Annotated in this window: 29 protein-coding genes; all 29 read left to right on the forward strand. The window is 56.9% G+C overall.

All coding sequences use genetic code 11. The annotated features are described in order from the left end of the window. The first annotated feature begins 136 nt into the window (after window positions 1–136). A complete protein-coding gene (gene rpsJ, locus EOS_RS04100) occupies window positions 137–448 on the forward strand; it encodes a 30S ribosomal protein S10 (protein WP_031361584.1) in 312 nt (103 codons plus the stop codon). A gap of 186 nt (window positions 449–634) precedes the next feature. Then, the gene (gene rplC, locus EOS_RS04105; protein ID WP_047845335.1) at window positions 635–1,294 is read left to right on the forward strand and encodes a 50S ribosomal protein L3; all 660 of its coding nucleotides are present in this window, start codon (window positions 635–637) and stop codon (window positions 1,292–1,294) included. Continuing rightward, window positions 1,294–1,914 carry a 50S ribosomal protein L4 gene (gene rplD / locus EOS_RS04110; protein WP_047845336.1) on the forward strand — a complete coding sequence of 207 codons (621 nt, stop codon included), beginning with the start codon at window positions 1,294–1,296 and terminating at the stop codon, window positions 1,912–1,914. The genes rplC and rplD overlap by 1 nt, the downstream gene beginning before the upstream one ends. Further along, window positions 1,911–2,225 (forward strand): 50S ribosomal protein L23, encoded by a 315-nt coding sequence (gene rplW, locus EOS_RS04115; RefSeq protein WP_031361581.1) that lies wholly within the window; start codon window positions 1,911–1,913, stop codon window positions 2,223–2,225. Before rplD ends, rplW begins: the two co-directional genes overlap by 4 nt. 2 nt (window positions 2,226–2,227) lie before the next feature. Next, window positions 2,228–3,055, forward strand: a complete 828-nt coding sequence (gene rplB / locus EOS_RS04120; protein ID WP_047845337.1) for a 50S ribosomal protein L2 — start codon at window positions 2,228–2,230, stop codon at window positions 3,053–3,055. 10 nt (window positions 3,056–3,065) lie between these two features. After that, entirely contained in the window at window positions 3,066–3,341 is a 276-nt protein-coding gene (gene rpsS / locus EOS_RS04125; RefSeq protein WP_031361579.1) for a 30S ribosomal protein S19, read from the forward strand. A 12-nt stretch (window positions 3,342–3,353) separates the two neighbouring features. Then, window positions 3,354–3,683 (forward strand): 50S ribosomal protein L22, encoded by a 330-nt coding sequence (rplV, locus tag EOS_RS04130; protein WP_031361578.1) that lies wholly within the window; start codon window positions 3,354–3,356, stop codon window positions 3,681–3,683. An 11-nt stretch (window positions 3,684–3,694) separates the two neighbouring features. Continuing rightward, complete coding sequence (gene rpsC / locus EOS_RS04135; RefSeq protein WP_047845338.1) at window positions 3,695–4,507, forward strand: 30S ribosomal protein S3; 813 nt, start codon at window positions 3,695–3,697, stop codon at window positions 4,505–4,507. Window positions 4,508–4,509: 2 nt separating this feature from the next. Next, complete coding sequence (gene rplP / locus EOS_RS04140) at window positions 4,510–4,926, forward strand: 50S ribosomal protein L16 (RefSeq protein ID WP_031361576.1); 417 nt, start codon at window positions 4,510–4,512, stop codon at window positions 4,924–4,926. Between the two features lie 9 nt (window positions 4,927–4,935). Next, a complete protein-coding gene (rpmC, locus tag EOS_RS04145) occupies window positions 4,936–5,130 on the forward strand; it encodes a 50S ribosomal protein L29 (protein WP_047845339.1) in 195 nt (64 codons plus the stop codon). Beyond that, a complete protein-coding gene (gene rpsQ, locus EOS_RS04150; protein WP_031361574.1) occupies window positions 5,127–5,399 on the forward strand; it encodes a 30S ribosomal protein S17 in 273 nt (90 codons plus the stop codon). The genes rpmC and rpsQ overlap by 4 nt, the downstream gene beginning before the upstream one ends. Window positions 5,400–5,688: 289 nt before the next feature. Beyond that, window positions 5,689–6,057: a 50S ribosomal protein L14 gene (gene rplN, locus EOS_RS04155; protein WP_006052212.1), complete on the forward strand. Its 369-nt coding sequence runs from the start codon at window positions 5,689–5,691 to the stop codon at window positions 6,055–6,057. 9 nt (window positions 6,058–6,066) lie between these two features. Next, complete coding sequence (gene rplX / locus EOS_RS04160) at window positions 6,067–6,375, forward strand: 50S ribosomal protein L24 (protein ID WP_047845340.1); 309 nt, start codon at window positions 6,067–6,069, stop codon at window positions 6,373–6,375. Between the two features lie 13 nt (window positions 6,376–6,388). After that, window positions 6,389–6,928 (forward strand): 50S ribosomal protein L5, encoded by a 540-nt coding sequence (gene rplE, locus EOS_RS04165; protein WP_035933066.1) that lies wholly within the window; start codon window positions 6,389–6,391, stop codon window positions 6,926–6,928. 7 nt (window positions 6,929–6,935) lie between these two features. Continuing rightward, a complete protein-coding gene (gene rpsN, locus EOS_RS04170; protein WP_031361570.1) occupies window positions 6,936–7,241 on the forward strand; it encodes a 30S ribosomal protein S14 in 306 nt (101 codons plus the stop codon). Window positions 7,242–7,255: 14 nt separating this feature from the next. Next, a complete protein-coding gene (gene rpsH, locus EOS_RS04175; protein ID WP_031361569.1) occupies window positions 7,256–7,651 on the forward strand; it encodes a 30S ribosomal protein S8 in 396 nt (131 codons plus the stop codon). A gap of 19 nt (window positions 7,652–7,670) precedes the next feature. Beyond that, window positions 7,671–8,204 carry a 50S ribosomal protein L6 gene (rplF, locus tag EOS_RS04180; RefSeq protein WP_047845341.1) on the forward strand — a complete coding sequence of 178 codons (534 nt, stop codon included), beginning with the start codon at window positions 7,671–7,673 and terminating at the stop codon, window positions 8,202–8,204. A gap of 12 nt (window positions 8,205–8,216) precedes the next feature. After that, complete coding sequence (rplR, locus tag EOS_RS04185; RefSeq protein WP_047845342.1) at window positions 8,217–8,582, forward strand: 50S ribosomal protein L18; 366 nt, start codon at window positions 8,217–8,219, stop codon at window positions 8,580–8,582. Between the two features lie 14 nt (window positions 8,583–8,596). After that, window positions 8,597–9,115, forward strand: a complete 519-nt coding sequence (rpsE, locus tag EOS_RS04190; RefSeq protein WP_031361566.1) for a 30S ribosomal protein S5 — start codon at window positions 8,597–8,599, stop codon at window positions 9,113–9,115. Between the two features lie 14 nt (window positions 9,116–9,129). Further along, on the forward strand, window positions 9,130–9,312 hold the full coding sequence (gene rpmD, locus EOS_RS04195) for a 50S ribosomal protein L30 (protein ID WP_047845343.1): 183 nt from the start codon (window positions 9,130–9,132) through the stop codon (window positions 9,310–9,312). Window positions 9,313–9,341: 29 nt separating this feature from the next. After that, entirely contained in the window at window positions 9,342–9,776 is a 435-nt protein-coding gene (gene rplO / locus EOS_RS04200) for a 50S ribosomal protein L15 (protein WP_047845344.1), read from the forward strand. Window positions 9,777–9,820: 44 nt separating this feature from the next. Continuing rightward, on the forward strand, window positions 9,821–11,167 hold the full coding sequence (secY, locus tag EOS_RS04205) for a preprotein translocase subunit SecY (RefSeq protein ID WP_047845345.1): 1,347 nt from the start codon (window positions 9,821–9,823) through the stop codon (window positions 11,165–11,167). Window positions 11,168–11,175: 8 nt separating this feature from the next. After that, entirely contained in the window at window positions 11,176–11,394 is a 219-nt protein-coding gene (gene infA, locus EOS_RS04210; protein ID WP_047845346.1) for a translation initiation factor IF-1, read from the forward strand. Between the two features lie 20 nt (window positions 11,395–11,414). After that, window positions 11,415–11,531 (forward strand): 50S ribosomal protein L36, encoded by a 117-nt coding sequence (rpmJ, locus tag EOS_RS04215; protein ID WP_004199844.1) that lies wholly within the window; start codon window positions 11,415–11,417, stop codon window positions 11,529–11,531. A 41-nt stretch (window positions 11,532–11,572) separates the two neighbouring features. Next, window positions 11,573–11,938, forward strand: a complete 366-nt coding sequence (gene rpsM, locus EOS_RS04220) for a 30S ribosomal protein S13 (protein WP_047845347.1) — start codon at window positions 11,573–11,575, stop codon at window positions 11,936–11,938. A gap of 28 nt (window positions 11,939–11,966) precedes the next feature. Further along, entirely contained in the window at window positions 11,967–12,371 is a 405-nt protein-coding gene (gene rpsK, locus EOS_RS04225; RefSeq protein WP_006052224.1) for a 30S ribosomal protein S11, read from the forward strand. A 158-nt stretch (window positions 12,372–12,529) separates the two neighbouring features. Then, entirely contained in the window at window positions 12,530–13,153 is a 624-nt protein-coding gene (gene rpsD / locus EOS_RS04230; protein ID WP_047845348.1) for a 30S ribosomal protein S4, read from the forward strand. Between the two features lie 124 nt (window positions 13,154–13,277). Continuing rightward, on the forward strand, window positions 13,278–14,255 hold the full coding sequence (locus EOS_RS04235) for a DNA-directed RNA polymerase subunit alpha (protein ID WP_047845349.1): 978 nt from the start codon (window positions 13,278–13,280) through the stop codon (window positions 14,253–14,255). A 152-nt stretch (window positions 14,256–14,407) separates the two neighbouring features. Beyond that, window positions 14,408–14,803 carry a 50S ribosomal protein L17 gene (gene rplQ / locus EOS_RS04240; protein ID WP_047845350.1) on the forward strand — a complete coding sequence of 132 codons (396 nt, stop codon included), beginning with the start codon at window positions 14,408–14,410 and terminating at the stop codon, window positions 14,801–14,803. Window positions 14,804–14,883: the final 80 nt, after the last annotated feature.

Raw genomic sequence — 14,883 nt, forward strand, 5'->3', positions numbered from 1 at the left:
TCCTGAGCTTGCTTCAAAAAAGCTGTAATTCGTAGTCGTGCCCGGAGCCGGGCGCACGCACCTTGCTGGTGTCCGGCTCCATGCTCTTTTACCAAATCGACGGTGCAACACCGTCTCGCTCTTTCAAGGAATTGTCATGGCAAACCAGAAAATCCGCATTCGCCTGAAGGCTTTCGACTATCGTCTGATCGATCAATCGGCAGCTGAAATCGTCGATACGGCTAAGCGGACTGGCGCAATCGTACGTGGTCCGGTGCCGCTGCCGACCCGTATTCAACGTTTTGACATTCTGCGTTCGCCGCACGTCAACAAGACGTCGCGCGATCAGCTCGAAATCCGCACCCACCAACGCCTGATGGACATCGTCGATCCGACGGACAAGACCGTTGATGCGTTGATGAAGCTCGACCTGCCGGCTGGCGTCGACGTGGAAATCAAGTTGCAATAAGTTTCACCCAGCGCCGCTCTCGCGAGGAGTAGCGCTAAGTCTTTGATTGCTTGCGGAAAACGAAAAGCCTTGTTATACTCCAAGGCTTTTCGCGCATTTGCGCAAAAAAGTCGGCGCGATTCTCGTGAATCGGCCGGCATTTTGTAAATCAGCCCCGACCAATCGCAGTTGGGAATGGAGAAAACGATGAGCCTTGGACTCGTAGGTCGCAAGGTTGGCATGACCCGTATCTTTACGCCTGAAGGGGATTCGATTCCCGTCACCGTATTGGACGTGTCGGACAACCGCGTGACGCAGATCAAGTCTGTAGAAACGGATGGTTACATCGCCGTTCAAGTTGCATTCGGCACTCGCCGCGCATCGCGCGTGACGAAGCCGCTGGCAGGTCACCTTGCCAAAGCCGGCGTACAAGCTGGTGAAGTTCTCAAAGAATTCCAGATCGATTCCGCTAAGGCTGCCGAGTTGTCGAACGGTACCGTGATCGGTACGGACATCTTCGAAGTAGGTCAGAAAGTCGACGTGCAAGGCGTGTCGATCGGTAAGGGCTACGCCGGTACCATCAAGCGTCACAACTTCGCTTCGGGTCGCGCATCGCACGGTAACTCGCGCTCGCACAACGTCCCTGGTTCGATCGGTATGGCGCAGGATCCGGGTCGTGTTTTCCCGGGTAAGCGCATGACGGGTCACATGGGCGACGAAACGGTTACGGTGCAAAACCTCGTGATCGCTCGTATCGACGCTGACCGTCATCTGTTGCTGGTCCGTGGTGCTGTTCCTGGCGCTAAGGGCGGCAAGGTCTTCGTGACGCCGGCTGTTAAGGCTCGCGCTGTGAAAGGAGCGAAATAATGGAACTTAAGCTCCTGAGCGCCAATGGTCAGGAAGGCACGGGTGTGAACGCATCGGACGTCGTGTTCGGTCGCGATTACAACGAAGCCCTGATCCATCAGGTCGTCACGGCCTATCAAGCCAACGCACGTAGCGGTAACCGCGCGCAGAAGGATCGTGAGCAAGTCAAGCACACGACCAAGAAGCCGTGGCGTCAAAAGGGTACGGGCCGCGCTCGTGCCGGTATGTCGTCGAGCCCGTTGTGGCGCGGCGGTGGCCGTATCTTCCCGAATTCGCCGGAAGAAAACTTTTCGCACAAGGTCAACAAGAAGATGCATCGCGCAGGTCTCTGCTCGATCTTCTCGCAGTTGGCACGTGAAGGCCGTATCTCGGTAGTCGACGAGCTCACGCTCGAGGCGCCGAAAACCAAGCTGTTGGCCGAAAAATTCAAGGCAATGGGTCTGGAGTCTGTCCTGGTCATCACTGACACGGTCGACGAAAACCTGTACCTCGCGTCGCGCAACTTGGCCCACGTGGCCGTTGTCGAGCCGCGTTACGCCGACCCGCTCTCGTTGATCTACTTCAAGAAGATCCTGATTACGAAGGCTGCGGTCGCCCAGATCGAGGAGTTGCTGTCATGAGCGAGATTCGCAAGAACGATCATCGTTTGATGCAGGTCCTGCTCGCGCCGGTGATCTCCGAAAAGGCGACGCTGGTGGCCGACAAGAACGAGCAAGTTGTGTTCGAAGTCGCGCCCGATGCCACGAAGCAGGAAGTGAAGGCTGCTGTCGAGCTGCTGTTCAAGGTAGAAGTCAATTCCGTCAACGTGCTGGTCACGAAGGGTAAAGCCAAGCGCTTTGGCCGCTTCATGGGCAAGCGCAAAGACGTGAAGAAGGCGTATGTCTGCCTGAAGCCCGGCCAGGAAATCAACTTTGAAGCGGAGGCCAAGTAATCATGGCAATCGTAAAAGTTAAGCCGACTTCGCCGGGTCGCCGCGCGATGGTCAAGGTGGTCAACAAGGATCTGTACAAGGGCAAGCCGCACGCAGCGCTGCTCGACGCACAGTCCGTGACCGCCGGCCGGAACAACTCCGGTCGCATCACGACGCGTCACAAAGGTGGCGGTCACAAGCAACACTATCGTATGGTCGATTTCCGTCGCGACAAGGACGGCATTCCGGCAAAGATCGAACGTCTTGAGTACGATCCGAACCGTAGCGCGAACATCGCGCTGGTTCTGTACGCAGACGGCGAGCGCAAGTACATCATCGCTCCGAAGGGTGCGACGGTGGGTCAGTCGTTGATGTCGGGTTCGGAAGCGCCGATCCGCTCGGGTAACACCCTGCCGATTCGCAACATTCCGGTCGGTACGACGATTCACTGTGTCGAGATGCTGCCGGGCAAGGGCGCGCAAATGGCGCGTTCGGCTGGTACGTCCGCCATGCTGCTGGCTCGCGAAGGCACGTACGCTCAGGTTCGCCTGCGTTCGGGTGAAATTCGCCGTGTGCACGTTGAGTGCCGCGCGACGATTGGTGAAGTTGGCAACGAAGAGCATAGCCTCCGTCAAATCGGTAAGGCTGGTGCTAACCGCTGGCGCGGTATCCGCCCGACGGTGCGTGGCGTTGCAATGAACCCGGTCGATCACCCGCACGGTGGTGGTGAAGGTAAGACGGCAGCAGGTCGCGATCCGGTCAGCCCGTGGGGAACCCCGGCTAAGGGTTATCGTACCCGCAGCAACAAGCGCACGACGACGATGATCGTTCAGCGCCGTCACAAGCGCTAAGGAGTAAGCAATGGCACGTTCTGTTAAAAAAGGTCCGTTCTGCGACGCTCATTTGCTGAAGAAGGTTGAGGCTGCCGCAGCTGCGCGTGACAAGAAACCGATCAAGACCTGGTCGCGTCGTTCGACGATCCTGCCGGACTTCATCGGTCTGACGATCGCCGTGCATAACGGCCGTCAACACGTCCCGGTATATGTTTCGGAAAACATGGTCGGCCACAAACTTGGCGAGTTCGCATTGACCCGTACGTTCAAGGGTCATGCAGCCGACAAGAAGGCCAAGAAATAAGGGGCTATCAAGATGGAAGTAAAAGCTATTCATCGCGGTGCCCGCATCTCGGCGCAGAAAACGCGTCTTGTGGCTGACCAGATCCGTGGTTTGCCGGTCGACAAGGCGCTGAACGTTCTTACGTTCTCGCCGAAGAAGGCGGCGGGTATTGTCAAGAAGGTCGTGCTGTCGGCGATCGCGAATGCGGAACACAACGAAGGCGCCGACATCGACGAGCTCAAAGTAACGAGCATCATGGTCGACAAGGCCGCTTCACTGAAGCGTTTCACCGCGCGCGCAAAAGGCCGTGGTAACCGCATCGAGAAGCAATCCTGTCACATCACTGTGACGGTCGGGAATTAAGGAGCCATACGATGGGACAAAAAATTCATCCGACAGGCTTCCGTCTGGCTGTCAGCCGAAATTGGGCGTCGCGTTGGTATGCGAACAACACCAATTTCGCGTCGATGCTGCAGGAAGACATCGGTGTTCGTGAGTACCTGAAGAAGAAGCTGAAGAACGCTTCGGTTGGTCGGGTGGTCATCGAGCGTCCGGCAAAGAACGCACGTATCACGATTTACAGCTCGCGTCCGGGCGTTGTGATCGGCAAGAAGGGTGAGGACATCGAGCTGTTGAAGTCGGAACTGCAACGCCGCATGGGCGTTCCGGTCCACGTCAACATCGAAGAAATCCGTAAGCCGGAAACCGATGCACAGCTGATCGCTGATTCGATCACGCAACAGCTCGAGCGTCGGATCATGTTCCGCCGCGCGATGAAGCGTGCGATGCAAAACGCCATGCGTCTGGGTGCTCAAGGCATCAAGATCATGAGCGCAGGCCGTCTCAACGGTATCGAAATCGCTCGTACGGAGTGGTATCGCGAAGGTCGCGTTCCGCTTCATACGTTGCGCGCCGATATCGACTACGCGACCTCGGAAGCGAAGACGACCTACGGCATCATCGGCGTCAAGGTGTGGGTCTACAAGGGCGACACGCTGGGCCGCAACGATGCACCGGTGGTCGAAGAAGTAGCCGAAGACAAGCGTCCGCGCCGCAACGCACGTCCGGGTGGCGATCGCCGTCCGCGTCGTGACGGTGAAGGTGGTGGCCCGGCAAACGCAGGTGCGCGCCGTGGCGCTCCCCGTCGTGCTGGCGGTGCCGGCGGCGACGGGAAGACTGGAGAATAACGATGCTGCAACCGAAACGCAGAAAGTATCGCAAAGAGCAAAAGGGTCGTAACACCGGCAAGGCGACGCGCGGCAACGCAGTGTCGTTCGGTGAATATGGCCTGAAGGCTATCGGTCGCGGCCGTTTGACCGCGCGCCAAATCGAAGCGGCGCGTCGTGCAATGACGCGTCACATTAAACGTGGCGGCCGTATCTGGATCCGCATTTTCCCGGACAAGCCGATCTCGCAAAAGCCGGCTGAAGTACGGATGGGTAACGGTAAAGGTAACCCTGAGTACTACGTCGCAGAGATTCAACCGGGCAAGATGTTGTATGAAATGGACGGTGTTACTGAAGAGTTGGCACGTGAAGCGTTCCGTCTGGCTGCAGCTAAGCTGCCGCTGAAGACGTACTTCGTTTCTCGCCAGCTCGGCGCCTAAGGAGCAATGATGAAGGCTTCCGAACTTCACCAGAAAGACCAGGCCGCTCTCAATCAAGAGCTGACGGACCTGCTGAAGGCGCAATTCGGCCTGCGCATGCAACTCGCGACCCAGCAATTGACCAACAACAGTCAATTGAAGAAGGTTCGTCGCGACATCGCTCGTGTGCGGACCGTCCTGACTGAGAAGGCGAACCAGAAATGAACGATAGCGTAAAAACCTCGCTCAAGCGGACGCTGGTCGGCAAGGTCGTCAGCAACAAGATGGAAAAGACGGTCACCGTGCTGGTCGAGCATCGCGTAAAGCACCCGATCTACGGCAAGTACGTCGTACGGTCGAAGAAGTATCACGCTCACGACGACGCGAACACGTACAACGAAGGCGATCTCGTCGAGATCCAGGAAACCCGTCCGATTTCTAAGACGAAAGCCTGGGTTGTGTCGAAGTTGCTCGAGTCGGCGCGCGTCATCTAAGCGTCAAAAAGCGGTAAAAGAAGTATCGCAGTAACTTTCGCTTGCCAGACCGAAATTATGCGTTATAATTTCGGTCTTCCCTCTTTGTGGGAGCCCCATCGCGGGCGAAGTTGGTGGGGGAAGCCGGTGCAGGCGCCAAGCTTGTGCTGACAGATTCACCGGATTGCGATGGCGGGTTTCGTCTGCCCTCGCTGCCTGTTCTAACCCAAGCAGCCACCAGGCTGACGGGACCAAGACTGACCGGGTGCGCCATGGTGGCGTAGCTGGATTAAGTTGGGAAAGATAAACCATGATTCAGACCGAAACTCGGCTTGAAGTTGCCGACAACACGGGTGCACGTGAAGTGATGTGCATCAAGGTGCTCGGCGGCTCGAAGCGTCGTTACGCTAGCATTGGCGACATCATCAAGGTGACCGTCAAGGAAGCAACGCCGCGCGGACGCGTGAAGAAGGGCGAAATCTACAACGCCGTGGTCGTTCGTACGGCCAAGGGCGTGCGCCGCCAGGACGGCTCGCTGATCAAGTTCGACGGTAATGCCGCCGTACTTTTGAATGCCAAGCTCGAGCCTATCGGTACGCGTATTTTCGGACCGGTTACGCGTGAATTGCGTAGTGAACGATTTATGAAGATCGTTTCGCTTGCGCCGGAAGTGCTGTAAGGAGTCGCGATGAACAAGATTCGCAAAGGTGACGAAGTTATCGTCACCACTGGCAAAGACAAAGGCAAGCGCGGCGTCGTGCTGTCCGTTGGCGAAGAGCGTGTGACGGTCGAGGGTATCAATCTCGTCAAGAAGCACGTCAAGCCGAACCCGATGAAGGGTACGACGGGTGGCGTGGAAGCCAAGACGATGCCGCTGCATATTTCGAATGTCGCATTGGTCGACGCGAATGGCAAGGCGTCACGTGTGGGCATCAAGGTCGAAGGCGACAAGAAGGTTCGCTTCTTGAAGTCGACCGGTGCCACGCTTAGCGTCTGACGCGGAGTAAAAAATGGCACGTCTGCAAGAATTTTATAAAGAGAAGGTTGTACCCGGCCTCGTTGAGAAGTTCGGCTACAAGTCCATCATGGAAGTGCCGCGCATCACCAAGATCACCCTGAACATGGGTCTTGGCGAAGCCGTCGCCGACAAGAAGATCATCGAAAACGCCGTTGGCGACCTGACGAAGATTGCTGGCCAGAAGCCGGTTATCACGAAGGCACGCAAGGCTATCGCTGGCTTCAAGATTCGTCAGGGCTACCCGATCGGCGCGATGGTTACGCTGCGCGGCCAGGCCATGTACGAATTTCTCGATCGTTTCGTGACGGTTGCGCTCCCCCGGGTTCGTGACTTCCGCGGTGTATCGGGTCGTGCGTTTGACGGTCGCGGCAACTACAACATCGGTGTGAAAGAGCAGATCATTTTCCCCGAGATCGATTACGACAAGATCGACGCGCTTCGTGGGCTGAACATCAGCATCACGACGACCGCGAAGACTGACGATGAAGCGAAGGCACTGCTCGCCAGCTTCAAGTTCCCGTTCAGAAACTGAGGTTACCGTGGCTAAACTGGCACTGATCGAACGTGAAAAGAAGCGTGCGCGCCTGGCTGCAAAGTACGCTCCCAAGCGTACGGCGCTGAAGGCGGTCATTGATGACGCGAGCAAGTCGGACGAAGAGCGTTATGCCGCTCGTCTCGAACTGCAACAACTGCCCCGCAACTCGAACCCCACTCGCAAGCGTAATCGCTGCGCGATCACGGGTCGTCCGCGTGGCACGTTCCGCAAATTCGGATTGGCACGCAGCAAGATTCGCGAAATCGCTTTCCGCGGCGAAATCCCTGGCCTGACCAAGGCGAGCTGGTAATAGGAGATATCTAAATGAGTATGAGTGATCCTATCGCCGATATGCTGACTCGCATCCGCAATGCGCAGATGGTTGAGAAAGTGTCGGTGACAATGCCCTCGTCGAAAGTCAAGGTTGCGATTGCGCAGGTTTTGAAGGACGAAGGTTATATCGACGATTTCGCAGTGAAGTCTGAAGGTGCGAAGTCGGAATTGAATATCGCGTTGAAGTACTACGCTGGCCGTCCGGTTATCGAGCGCATTGAACGCGTTTCGAAGCCTGGTCTGCGTGTGTATCGCGGTCGTAACGACATTCCGGTTGTCATGAACGGTCTTGGCGTTGCAATCGTGTCGACGCCCCAGGGTGTGATGACCGACCGCAAGGCGCGCCAGACCGGCGTCGGCGGCGAAGTCCTCTGCTACGTCGCTTAAGCCGAAAAGGAGAAGAAACATGTCTCGAGTAGGTAAAAGCCCGATTACGCTGCCGCAAGGCGCGGAAGTGGCCTTTAGCGGCGAAGTAATCACCGTCAAGGGCCCGCTGGGTACGATTACGCAAGCGGCCAACCCGCTTGTTACGGTAGCAAACGACAACGGCACGCTCAACTTCGCACCGGCTGATGAAAGCCGTGAAGCGAATGCGATGTCGGGCACGATGCGCGCCCTCGTGGCGAACATGGTGAATGGCGTTACGAAGGGTTTCGAGCGCAAGCTGACGCTGGTTGGCGTTGGTTATCGCGCGCAGGCGCAGGGCGACAAGCTGAATCTGTCGCTGGGTTTCTCGCACCCCGTGGTGCACGCGATGCCGGAAGGCATCAAGGTTGAAACCCCGACGCAAACCGAAATCGTGATCAAGGGGATCGACAAGCAGAAAGTTGGCCAGGTCGCTGCGGAAGTTCGCGGTTACCGTCCGCCGGAGCCCTACAAGGGCAAGGGCGTGCGCTACTTCGGCGAAGTCGTCATCCTCAAAGAAACGAAGAAGAAGTAAGGGTGCGCAATCATGGATAAGACTCAATCTCGCCTGCGCCGCGCTAAACAGACGCGCGTCAAGATCGCTGAGCTGCAGGTCGCACGTCTGGCTGTGCATCGCACGAACACGCATATCTATGCGCAAGTGTTCTCGCCGTGCGGCACCAAGGTGCTGGCAAGCGCGTCGACGCTCGAAGCTGAAGTGCGTGCCGAACTGGCCGACAAGACCGGTAAGGGCGGCAACGTCAACGCTGCGATCGCGGTCGGTAAGCGTATTGCTGAAAAGGCCAAGGCTGCCGGCGTCGAATCCGTCGCCTTCGACCGTTCGGGTTTCCGTTACCACGGCCGCGTGAAAGCGCTGGCTGATGCGGCACGCGAAGCCGGACTCAAGTTCTAAGGGAAGAATTCGTCATGGCAAAGATGCAAGCGAATGTGAAGGCTGAAGAACGCGACGACGGCCTCCGTGAAAAGATGATTGCGGTCAATCGCGTGACCAAGGTTGTGAAGGGCGGCCGGATTCTCGGTTTTGCCGCACTGACCGTGGTTGGCGATGGCGACGGCCGCATCGGCATGGGCAAAGGCAAAGCGAAGGAAGTTCCGGTTGCTGTTCAAAAGGCAATGGAACAAGCACGCCGCAACATGTTCAAGGTGCCGTTGAAGAACGGTACGCTGCAACACGAAGTGCACGGTAAGCACGGTGCATCCGCAGTCCTCCTGGCTCCGGCCAAGGATGGTACGGGTGTTATCGCCGGCGGCCCGATGCGCGCAGTGTTCGACGTGATGGGCGTTCAAAACGTTGTGGCGAAGAGCCACGGTTCGACGAATCCGTACAACCTCGTTCGTGCAACGCTCGACGGTCTGCGCAAGCAGTCCACCCCGGGCGACATCGCGGCGAAGCGCGGCAAGTCCGTCGAAGATATTTTGGGCTAAGCCAGGTGGTCACCATGTCTGATAAAACTGTCAAGGTTCAGCTCGTGAAGAGCCTGATTGGGACCCGTGAAACGCATCGTGCAACGGTGCGTGGTCTGGGCCTGCGCCGACTCAACTCGGTTAGCGAACTGCAGGACACGCCGGCAGTGCGCGGGATGATCAACAAGGTCTCGTACCTTGTCAAAGTCCTCAGCTAAGCGGCTGACCAAGGATCAAGGAGTTGAATATGGATTTGAATAACCTTAAGCCGGCAGAAGGCGCGAAGCACGCAAAGCGTCGCGTTGGCCGCGGTATCGGTTCCGGCCTCGGCAAGACTGCAGGTCGCGGTCACAAGGGTCAGAAATCGCGTTCGGGCGGCTTTCATAAAGTCGGCTTCGAAGGCGGTCAGATGCCTTTGCAACGTCGTCTGCCGAAGCGTGGTTTTACCTCGCTGACGCACGAGTTCGTTGGCGAAGTGCGCCTGTCGGATATCGAAAAGCTGCCGGTCGACGAAGTCGATTTGTTGGCTTTGAAGCAAGCCGGTCTGCTCGGCGTGCTCATTACGAGCGCAAAGATCATCAAGACGGGCGAACTGACGCGCAAGATCACGGTAAAGGGCCTCAGCGCTACGAAGGGTGCCCGTGCTGCGATTGAAGCCGCCGGCGGCTCGTTCGCTGAGTAACGAGCGCGTGTTGTCGTTGTTAGCGAAAGCATCGGAGAAGGTTCTTGGCTAATAGCCCGAGTCTCGCAAAATCCGGTCGAAGCGCTGCGAAGTTCGGCGATCTGCGTCGGCGTGCAATGTTCTTGCTGCTGGCGCTGATCGTCTACCGTATCGGTGCGCATATTCCGGTGCCGGGTATTGACCCGGATCAGCTGGCGAAGCTTTTCCAGAGCCAGTCAGGCGGCATTCTTGGCATGTTCAACATGTTCTCGGGTGGCGCACTGTCGAGGTTCACGATCTTCGCGCTTGGGATCATGCCGTACATCTCGGCGTCGATCATCATGCAGCTGCTGTCGATCGTATCGCCGCAAATGGAAGCGCTGAAGAAAGAAGGGCAGGCAGGGCAGCGGAAGATCACGCAGTACACGCGTTACTTCACGGTTGTTCTGGCTACGTTTCAAGCCTTTGGTATTGCGGTGGCGCTGGAAAATCAGGCTGGGCTCGTTATTGATCCAGGCATGGTGTTCCGGTTGACGACGGTAGTGACGCTGGTGACAGGCACGATGTTCCTGATGTGGCTGGGTGAGCAGATCACGGAGCGCGGACTGGGTAACGGCATCTCGATCATCATTTTCGGTGGTATTGCGGCGGGTTTCCCGAACGCAATCGGTGGTCTCTTCGAACTGGTTCGTACCGGCTCCATGAGTATCATCTCGGCGATTATTGTCGTCCTGCTGATTGCGGCGGTCACGTTCGTGGTGGTGTTCATCGAACGCGGTCAGCGCAAGATCCTCGTGAATTACGCCAAGCGTCAGGTCGGAAACAAGATTTATGGCGGTCAGTCGTCGCATTTGCCGCTGAAGTTGAATATGTCGGGTGTGATTCCGCCGATTTTCGCGTCGTCGATCATCCTGTTCCCGGCAACTATCCTGAACTGGTTTAGTTCGGGTGCGCGGACCGGCTGGTTTGCGAACACGCTGCACAGCGTTGCTGAGGCTCTGAAGCCCGGTCAACCGGTGTATGTGTTGTTGTACGCGATGGCGATCGTGTTCTTCTGCTTCTTCTACACCGCGTTGGTGTTCAACAGCAGAGAGACGGCCGACAACCTGAAGAAGAGTGGTGCCTTCGTTCCCGGGATTCGTCCAGGTGACCAGACAGCACGGTATATCGACCGGATCCTCACGCGTTTGACGCTGGCCGGTGCGATCTACATCGTGTTCGTTTGCTTGCTGCCGGAGTTTCTGGTTCTGCGTTGGAACGTACCGTTTTATTTCGGTGGAACGTCGCTGCTGATCATTGTCGTGGTCACGATGGATTTCATGGCGCAGGTGCAGTCCTACGTTATGTCGCAACAGTATGAATCGCTGCTGAAGAAGGCGAACTTCAAAGGCAGCAACGTCCCTATGCGCTAGTAAGGACTATGGCCAAAGACGATGTAATCCAGATGCAGGGTGAGGTAGTTGAAAACCTTCCCAATGCTACTTTCCGGGTTAGGTTGGAAAATGGCCATGTGGTTCTTGGGCACATATCCGGGAAGATGCGGATGCATTACATCCGCATTCTTCCAGGCGACAAGGTAACGGTTGAATTGACGCCTTACGATCTGTCTCGTGCACGGATCGTGTTCCGGGCGAAGTGATTTGAAAAAAGGGTAATATCATGAAAGTGATGGCATCGGTTAAGCGCATTTGCCGCAATTGCAAGATCATCAAGCGCAAGGGCGTTGTGCGCGTGATTTGCAGCTCTGATCCGCGCCACAAACAGCGTCAAGGCTGAACGCCGCGCTTTTGCTTGCGCTTTTTGTTTGAGGAAAAACAATGGCTCGTATCGCAGGGGTTAACATCCCGAATCACCAGCATACCGAAATCGGCCTCACGGCAATTTTCGGTGTAGGTCGCACGCGCGCTCGCAACATTTGCGTGGCGTCTGGTGTGGAGTTTTCGAAGAAGGTCAAAGACCTCACTGACGCAGACCTCGAAAAGCTGCGAGAAGAAGTGGGTAAGTTCATCGTCGAAGGCGACCTGCGTCGCGAAGTGACGATGAATATCAAGCGCCTGATGGACTTGGGCTGCTACCGTGGCGTTCGCCATCGCAAGGGCTTGCCCATGCGTGGTCAGCGCACGCGTACGAATGCCCGTACCCGCAAGGGTCCGCGTCGTGCAGCGCAATCGCTGAAGAAGTAAGCGGAATTGATAGTTACAGGAAAACGTAATGGCTAAGGCTTCGAACAACTCCGCGGCGCAACGCGTTCGCAAGAAGGTCAAGAAGAACGTCGCCGAGGGCGTGGTTCACGTTCACGCGTCGTTCAACAACACCATCATCACGATCACCGATCGTCAAGGCAATGCACTCGCCTGGGCAACGTCGGGTGGCCAGGGCTTCAAGGGTTCGCGTAAATCGACCCCGTTTGCAGCTCAGGTTGCAGCCGAATCGGCTGGTCGCGTGGCGATGGAATACGGCGTGAAGAACCTCGAAGTGCGGATCAAGGGCCCCGGTCCTGGCCGTGAATCGGCGGTGCGTGCGCTGCATGGTCTTGGCATCAAGATCACCGCAATCTCCGACGTGACACCGGTTCCGCACAACGGTTGCCGTCCGCCGAAGCGTCGTCGTATCTAAGACGTCGCGTAGCGCCTTGACCTGTTGACGCTCGCGCGTCGACAGGTTGCTTGCGTTATGGAATCAGCGTTAAGAATACTGACTAAGCCCACCGTTCGATCCATCGAGTTCGAACTAGCGCGAACGAGCTTCGCGTGATCAATTATTAAGGATGCAAAGTGGCACGTTATACCGGTCCTAAAGCAAAGCTGTCCCGCCGTGAAGGTACTGATCTTTTCCTGAAGAGCGCACGCCGTTCGCTCGCCGACAAGTGCAAGCTCGATAGCAAGCCGGGCCAGCACGGCCGCACGTCGGGCGCTCGTACGTCCGACTACGGCACGCAATTGCGTGAAAAGCAAAAAGTGAAGCGTATTTACGGCGTGCTCGAACGTCAGTTCCGCCGTTACTTCGCTGAAGCTGATCGCCGCAAGGGCCCGACGGGCGAAAACCTGTTGCAATTGCTCGAGTCGCGTCTGGACAACGTCGTGTATCGCATGGGCTTCGGCTCGACGCGCGCTGAAGCGCGCCAGTTGGTCGGCCACAAGTCGATCACGGTGAACGGCGTGGTCAACAACATTCCGTCGATGCAAGTTAAGGCGGGTGACGTCGTTGCTGTTCGCGAACAGTCACGCAAGCAAGTTCGGATTCTGGAAGCGCTGAACTTGGCTGAGCAAGGCGGAATGCCGAGCTGGGTCGCTGTCGATGCCAAGAAGTTTGAAGGCACATTCAAGGCGATGCCGGATCGCGCTGACATCGCTGGCGATATCAACGAAAGCCTGATCGTCGAATTGTATTCGCGTTAATCGGATTAGCGGCCGCGGCACCCTGATTGCGGAAGGCAAGGGGTTGCCTCGGCTGTTTATTTTCGGGTTGTCACCGGTCAGCCTTATCGGCGTAACGAGCCGAGGGTATTGAAAAGGAAAACCTATGCAAACCAGTTTGTTGAAGCCCAAGATTATTGCAGTCGAATCGCTTGGCGACAGCCACGCGAAAGTGGTCATGGAGCCGTTCGAACGGGGCTATGGTCACACCTTGGGTAACGCGCTTCGGCGCGTGCTGCTGTCGTCGATGATTGGTTATGCGCCGACCGAAGTGACGATTGCAGGCGTCGTGCATGAATATTCTACGCTCGACGGCGTGCAAGAAGATGTGGTCAATCTGCTGCTGAATTTGAAGGGCGTCGTTTTCAAGCTGCATAACCGCGACGAAGTCACGGTTACGCTGCGCAAGGAAGGCGAAGGCGTTGTCACGGCCGGCGATATCGAACTCGCGCACGACTGCGAAGTCATCAATCCGGGTCACGTGATCGCGCATCTTTCGAAGGGCGGCAAGCTCGACGTTCAGATCAAGATCGAAAAGGGCCGCGGCTATGTGCCGGGCAACGTGCGCCGTTACGGCGAAGATTCGGCAAAGATCATTGGCCGTATCGTGCTGGATGCGTCGTTCTCGCCGGTTCTCCGCGTGAGCTACGCCGTTGAAAGCGCTCGCGTTGAACAGCGTACTGACCTCGACAAGCTCGTGATGAACATCGAAACCAACGGCGTGATTTCGCCCGAGGAAGCGATTCGTCAATCGGCTCGTATCCTGGTCGATCAGTTGTCGGTGTTCGCCGCGCTGGAAGGCACGGAAGCTGCCGCAGAAGCACCGTCGCGCGCGCCGCAGATCGATCCGATCCTGCTGCGTCCGGTGGACGATCTCGAACTCACGGTTCGCTCCGCGAACTGCCTGAAGGCCGAGAACATCTATTACATCGGTGATTTGATCCAGCGCACGGAAAACGAATTGCTGAAGACGCCTAATCTCGGTCGCAAGTCGCTGAACGAGATCAAGGAAGTCCTGGCATCGCGTGGTCTGACGTTGGGTATGAAGCTCGAAAACTGGCCGCCGGCTGGTCTCGACAAGTAAGGTACAAGCAGTACGCTTGACTGGCAAAGATGCGGATTTTCCTTTAAAATCCGCATCTTGCTTTTTCTACGACCGGCCCGTGCGCTCATGAGTTTTCTCAAGAGACGTAATAGAAGAGCTGGATCTAAACTTGATTAATCAGGAAATTCAAAATGCGCCATAAACATGGTTTGCGGAAACTGAACCGCACGAGCAGCCACCGTCTGGCTATGCTCCGTAATATGTCGAACTCGCTGATCGAGCACGAAGTCATCAAGACGACGCTGCCGAAGGCTAAAGAACTCCGTAAAGTCGTTGAGCCGCTGATCACGCTCGGCAAGAAGCCGTCGCTGGCGAATCGTCGTCTGGCATTCAACCGCCTGCGCGATCGCGACTCCGTCGCGAAGCTGTTCGAGGTGCTCGGCCCGCGTTACGAAACGCGTCCGGGTGGCTACCTGAGCATCCTGAAGTTCGGCTTCCGTCAAGGCGACAACGCGCCGATGGCGCTGGTCATGCTGATGGATCGTCCGGAAATCGCTGAAGGCGACGACGTGCAGGAAGCTGAATAAGCTAGTACGCTGTTGATTGAAAAAAGGCCAAGCTTTGCTTGGCCTTTTTCTATTGTGCTGCGGGTTGCGCGGCAGCTTGT

The sequence above is a fragment of the Caballeronia mineralivorans PML1(12) genome (genome assembly GCF_001028175.1).
Taxonomy (GTDB): Bacteria; Pseudomonadota; Gammaproteobacteria; order Burkholderiales; family Burkholderiaceae; genus Caballeronia; species Caballeronia mineralivorans.

Excerpts from the sequence above, each read along its gene's own strand:
- rpsJ (WP_031361584.1), top strand. The coding sequence starts at position 137 with ATGGCAAACCAGAAAATCCGCATTCGCCTGAAGGCTTTCGACTATCGT.
- rplC (WP_047845335.1), top strand. The coding sequence starts at position 635 with ATGAGCCTTGGACTCGTAGGTCGCAAGGTTGGCATGACCCGTATCTTT.
- rplD (WP_047845336.1), top strand. The coding sequence starts at position 1,294 with ATGGAACTTAAGCTCCTGAGCGCCAATGGTCAGGAAGGCACGGGTGTG.
- rplW (WP_031361581.1), top strand. The coding sequence starts at position 1,911 with ATGAGCGAGATTCGCAAGAACGATCATCGTTTGATGCAGGTCCTGCTC.
- rplB (WP_047845337.1), top strand. The coding sequence starts at position 2,228 with ATGGCAATCGTAAAAGTTAAGCCGACTTCGCCGGGTCGCCGCGCGATG.
- rpsS (WP_031361579.1), top strand. The coding sequence starts at position 3,066 with ATGGCACGTTCTGTTAAAAAAGGTCCGTTCTGCGACGCTCATTTGCTG.
- rplV (WP_031361578.1), top strand. The coding sequence starts at position 3,354 with ATGGAAGTAAAAGCTATTCATCGCGGTGCCCGCATCTCGGCGCAGAAA.
- rpsC (WP_047845338.1), top strand. The coding sequence starts at position 3,695 with ATGGGACAAAAAATTCATCCGACAGGCTTCCGTCTGGCTGTCAGCCGA.
- rplP (WP_031361576.1), top strand. The coding sequence starts at position 4,510 with ATGCTGCAACCGAAACGCAGAAAGTATCGCAAAGAGCAAAAGGGTCGT.
- rpmC (WP_047845339.1), top strand. The coding sequence starts at position 4,936 with ATGAAGGCTTCCGAACTTCACCAGAAAGACCAGGCCGCTCTCAATCAA.
- rpsQ (WP_031361574.1), top strand. The coding sequence starts at position 5,127 with ATGAACGATAGCGTAAAAACCTCGCTCAAGCGGACGCTGGTCGGCAAG.
- rplN (WP_006052212.1), top strand. The coding sequence starts at position 5,689 with ATGATTCAGACCGAAACTCGGCTTGAAGTTGCCGACAACACGGGTGCA.
- rplX (WP_047845340.1), top strand. The coding sequence starts at position 6,067 with ATGAACAAGATTCGCAAAGGTGACGAAGTTATCGTCACCACTGGCAAA.
- rplE (WP_035933066.1), top strand. The coding sequence starts at position 6,389 with ATGGCACGTCTGCAAGAATTTTATAAAGAGAAGGTTGTACCCGGCCTC.
- rpsH (WP_031361569.1), top strand. The coding sequence starts at position 7,256 with ATGAGTATGAGTGATCCTATCGCCGATATGCTGACTCGCATCCGCAAT.
- rplF (WP_047845341.1), top strand. The coding sequence starts at position 7,671 with ATGTCTCGAGTAGGTAAAAGCCCGATTACGCTGCCGCAAGGCGCGGAA.
- rplR (WP_047845342.1), top strand. The coding sequence starts at position 8,217 with ATGGATAAGACTCAATCTCGCCTGCGCCGCGCTAAACAGACGCGCGTC.
- rpsE (WP_031361566.1), top strand. The coding sequence starts at position 8,597 with ATGGCAAAGATGCAAGCGAATGTGAAGGCTGAAGAACGCGACGACGGC.
- rpmD (WP_047845343.1), top strand. The coding sequence starts at position 9,130 with ATGTCTGATAAAACTGTCAAGGTTCAGCTCGTGAAGAGCCTGATTGGG.
- rplO (WP_047845344.1), top strand. The coding sequence starts at position 9,342 with ATGGATTTGAATAACCTTAAGCCGGCAGAAGGCGCGAAGCACGCAAAG.
- infA (WP_047845346.1), top strand. The coding sequence starts at position 11,176 with ATGGCCAAAGACGATGTAATCCAGATGCAGGGTGAGGTAGTTGAAAAC.
- rpmJ (WP_004199844.1), top strand. The coding sequence starts at position 11,415 with ATGAAAGTGATGGCATCGGTTAAGCGCATTTGCCGCAATTGCAAGATC.
- rpsM (WP_047845347.1), top strand. The coding sequence starts at position 11,573 with ATGGCTCGTATCGCAGGGGTTAACATCCCGAATCACCAGCATACCGAA.
- rpsK (WP_006052224.1), top strand. The coding sequence starts at position 11,967 with ATGGCTAAGGCTTCGAACAACTCCGCGGCGCAACGCGTTCGCAAGAAG.
- EOS_RS04235 (WP_047845349.1), top strand. The coding sequence starts at position 13,278 with ATGCAAACCAGTTTGTTGAAGCCCAAGATTATTGCAGTCGAATCGCTT.
- rplQ (WP_047845350.1), top strand. The coding sequence starts at position 14,408 with ATGCGCCATAAACATGGTTTGCGGAAACTGAACCGCACGAGCAGCCAC.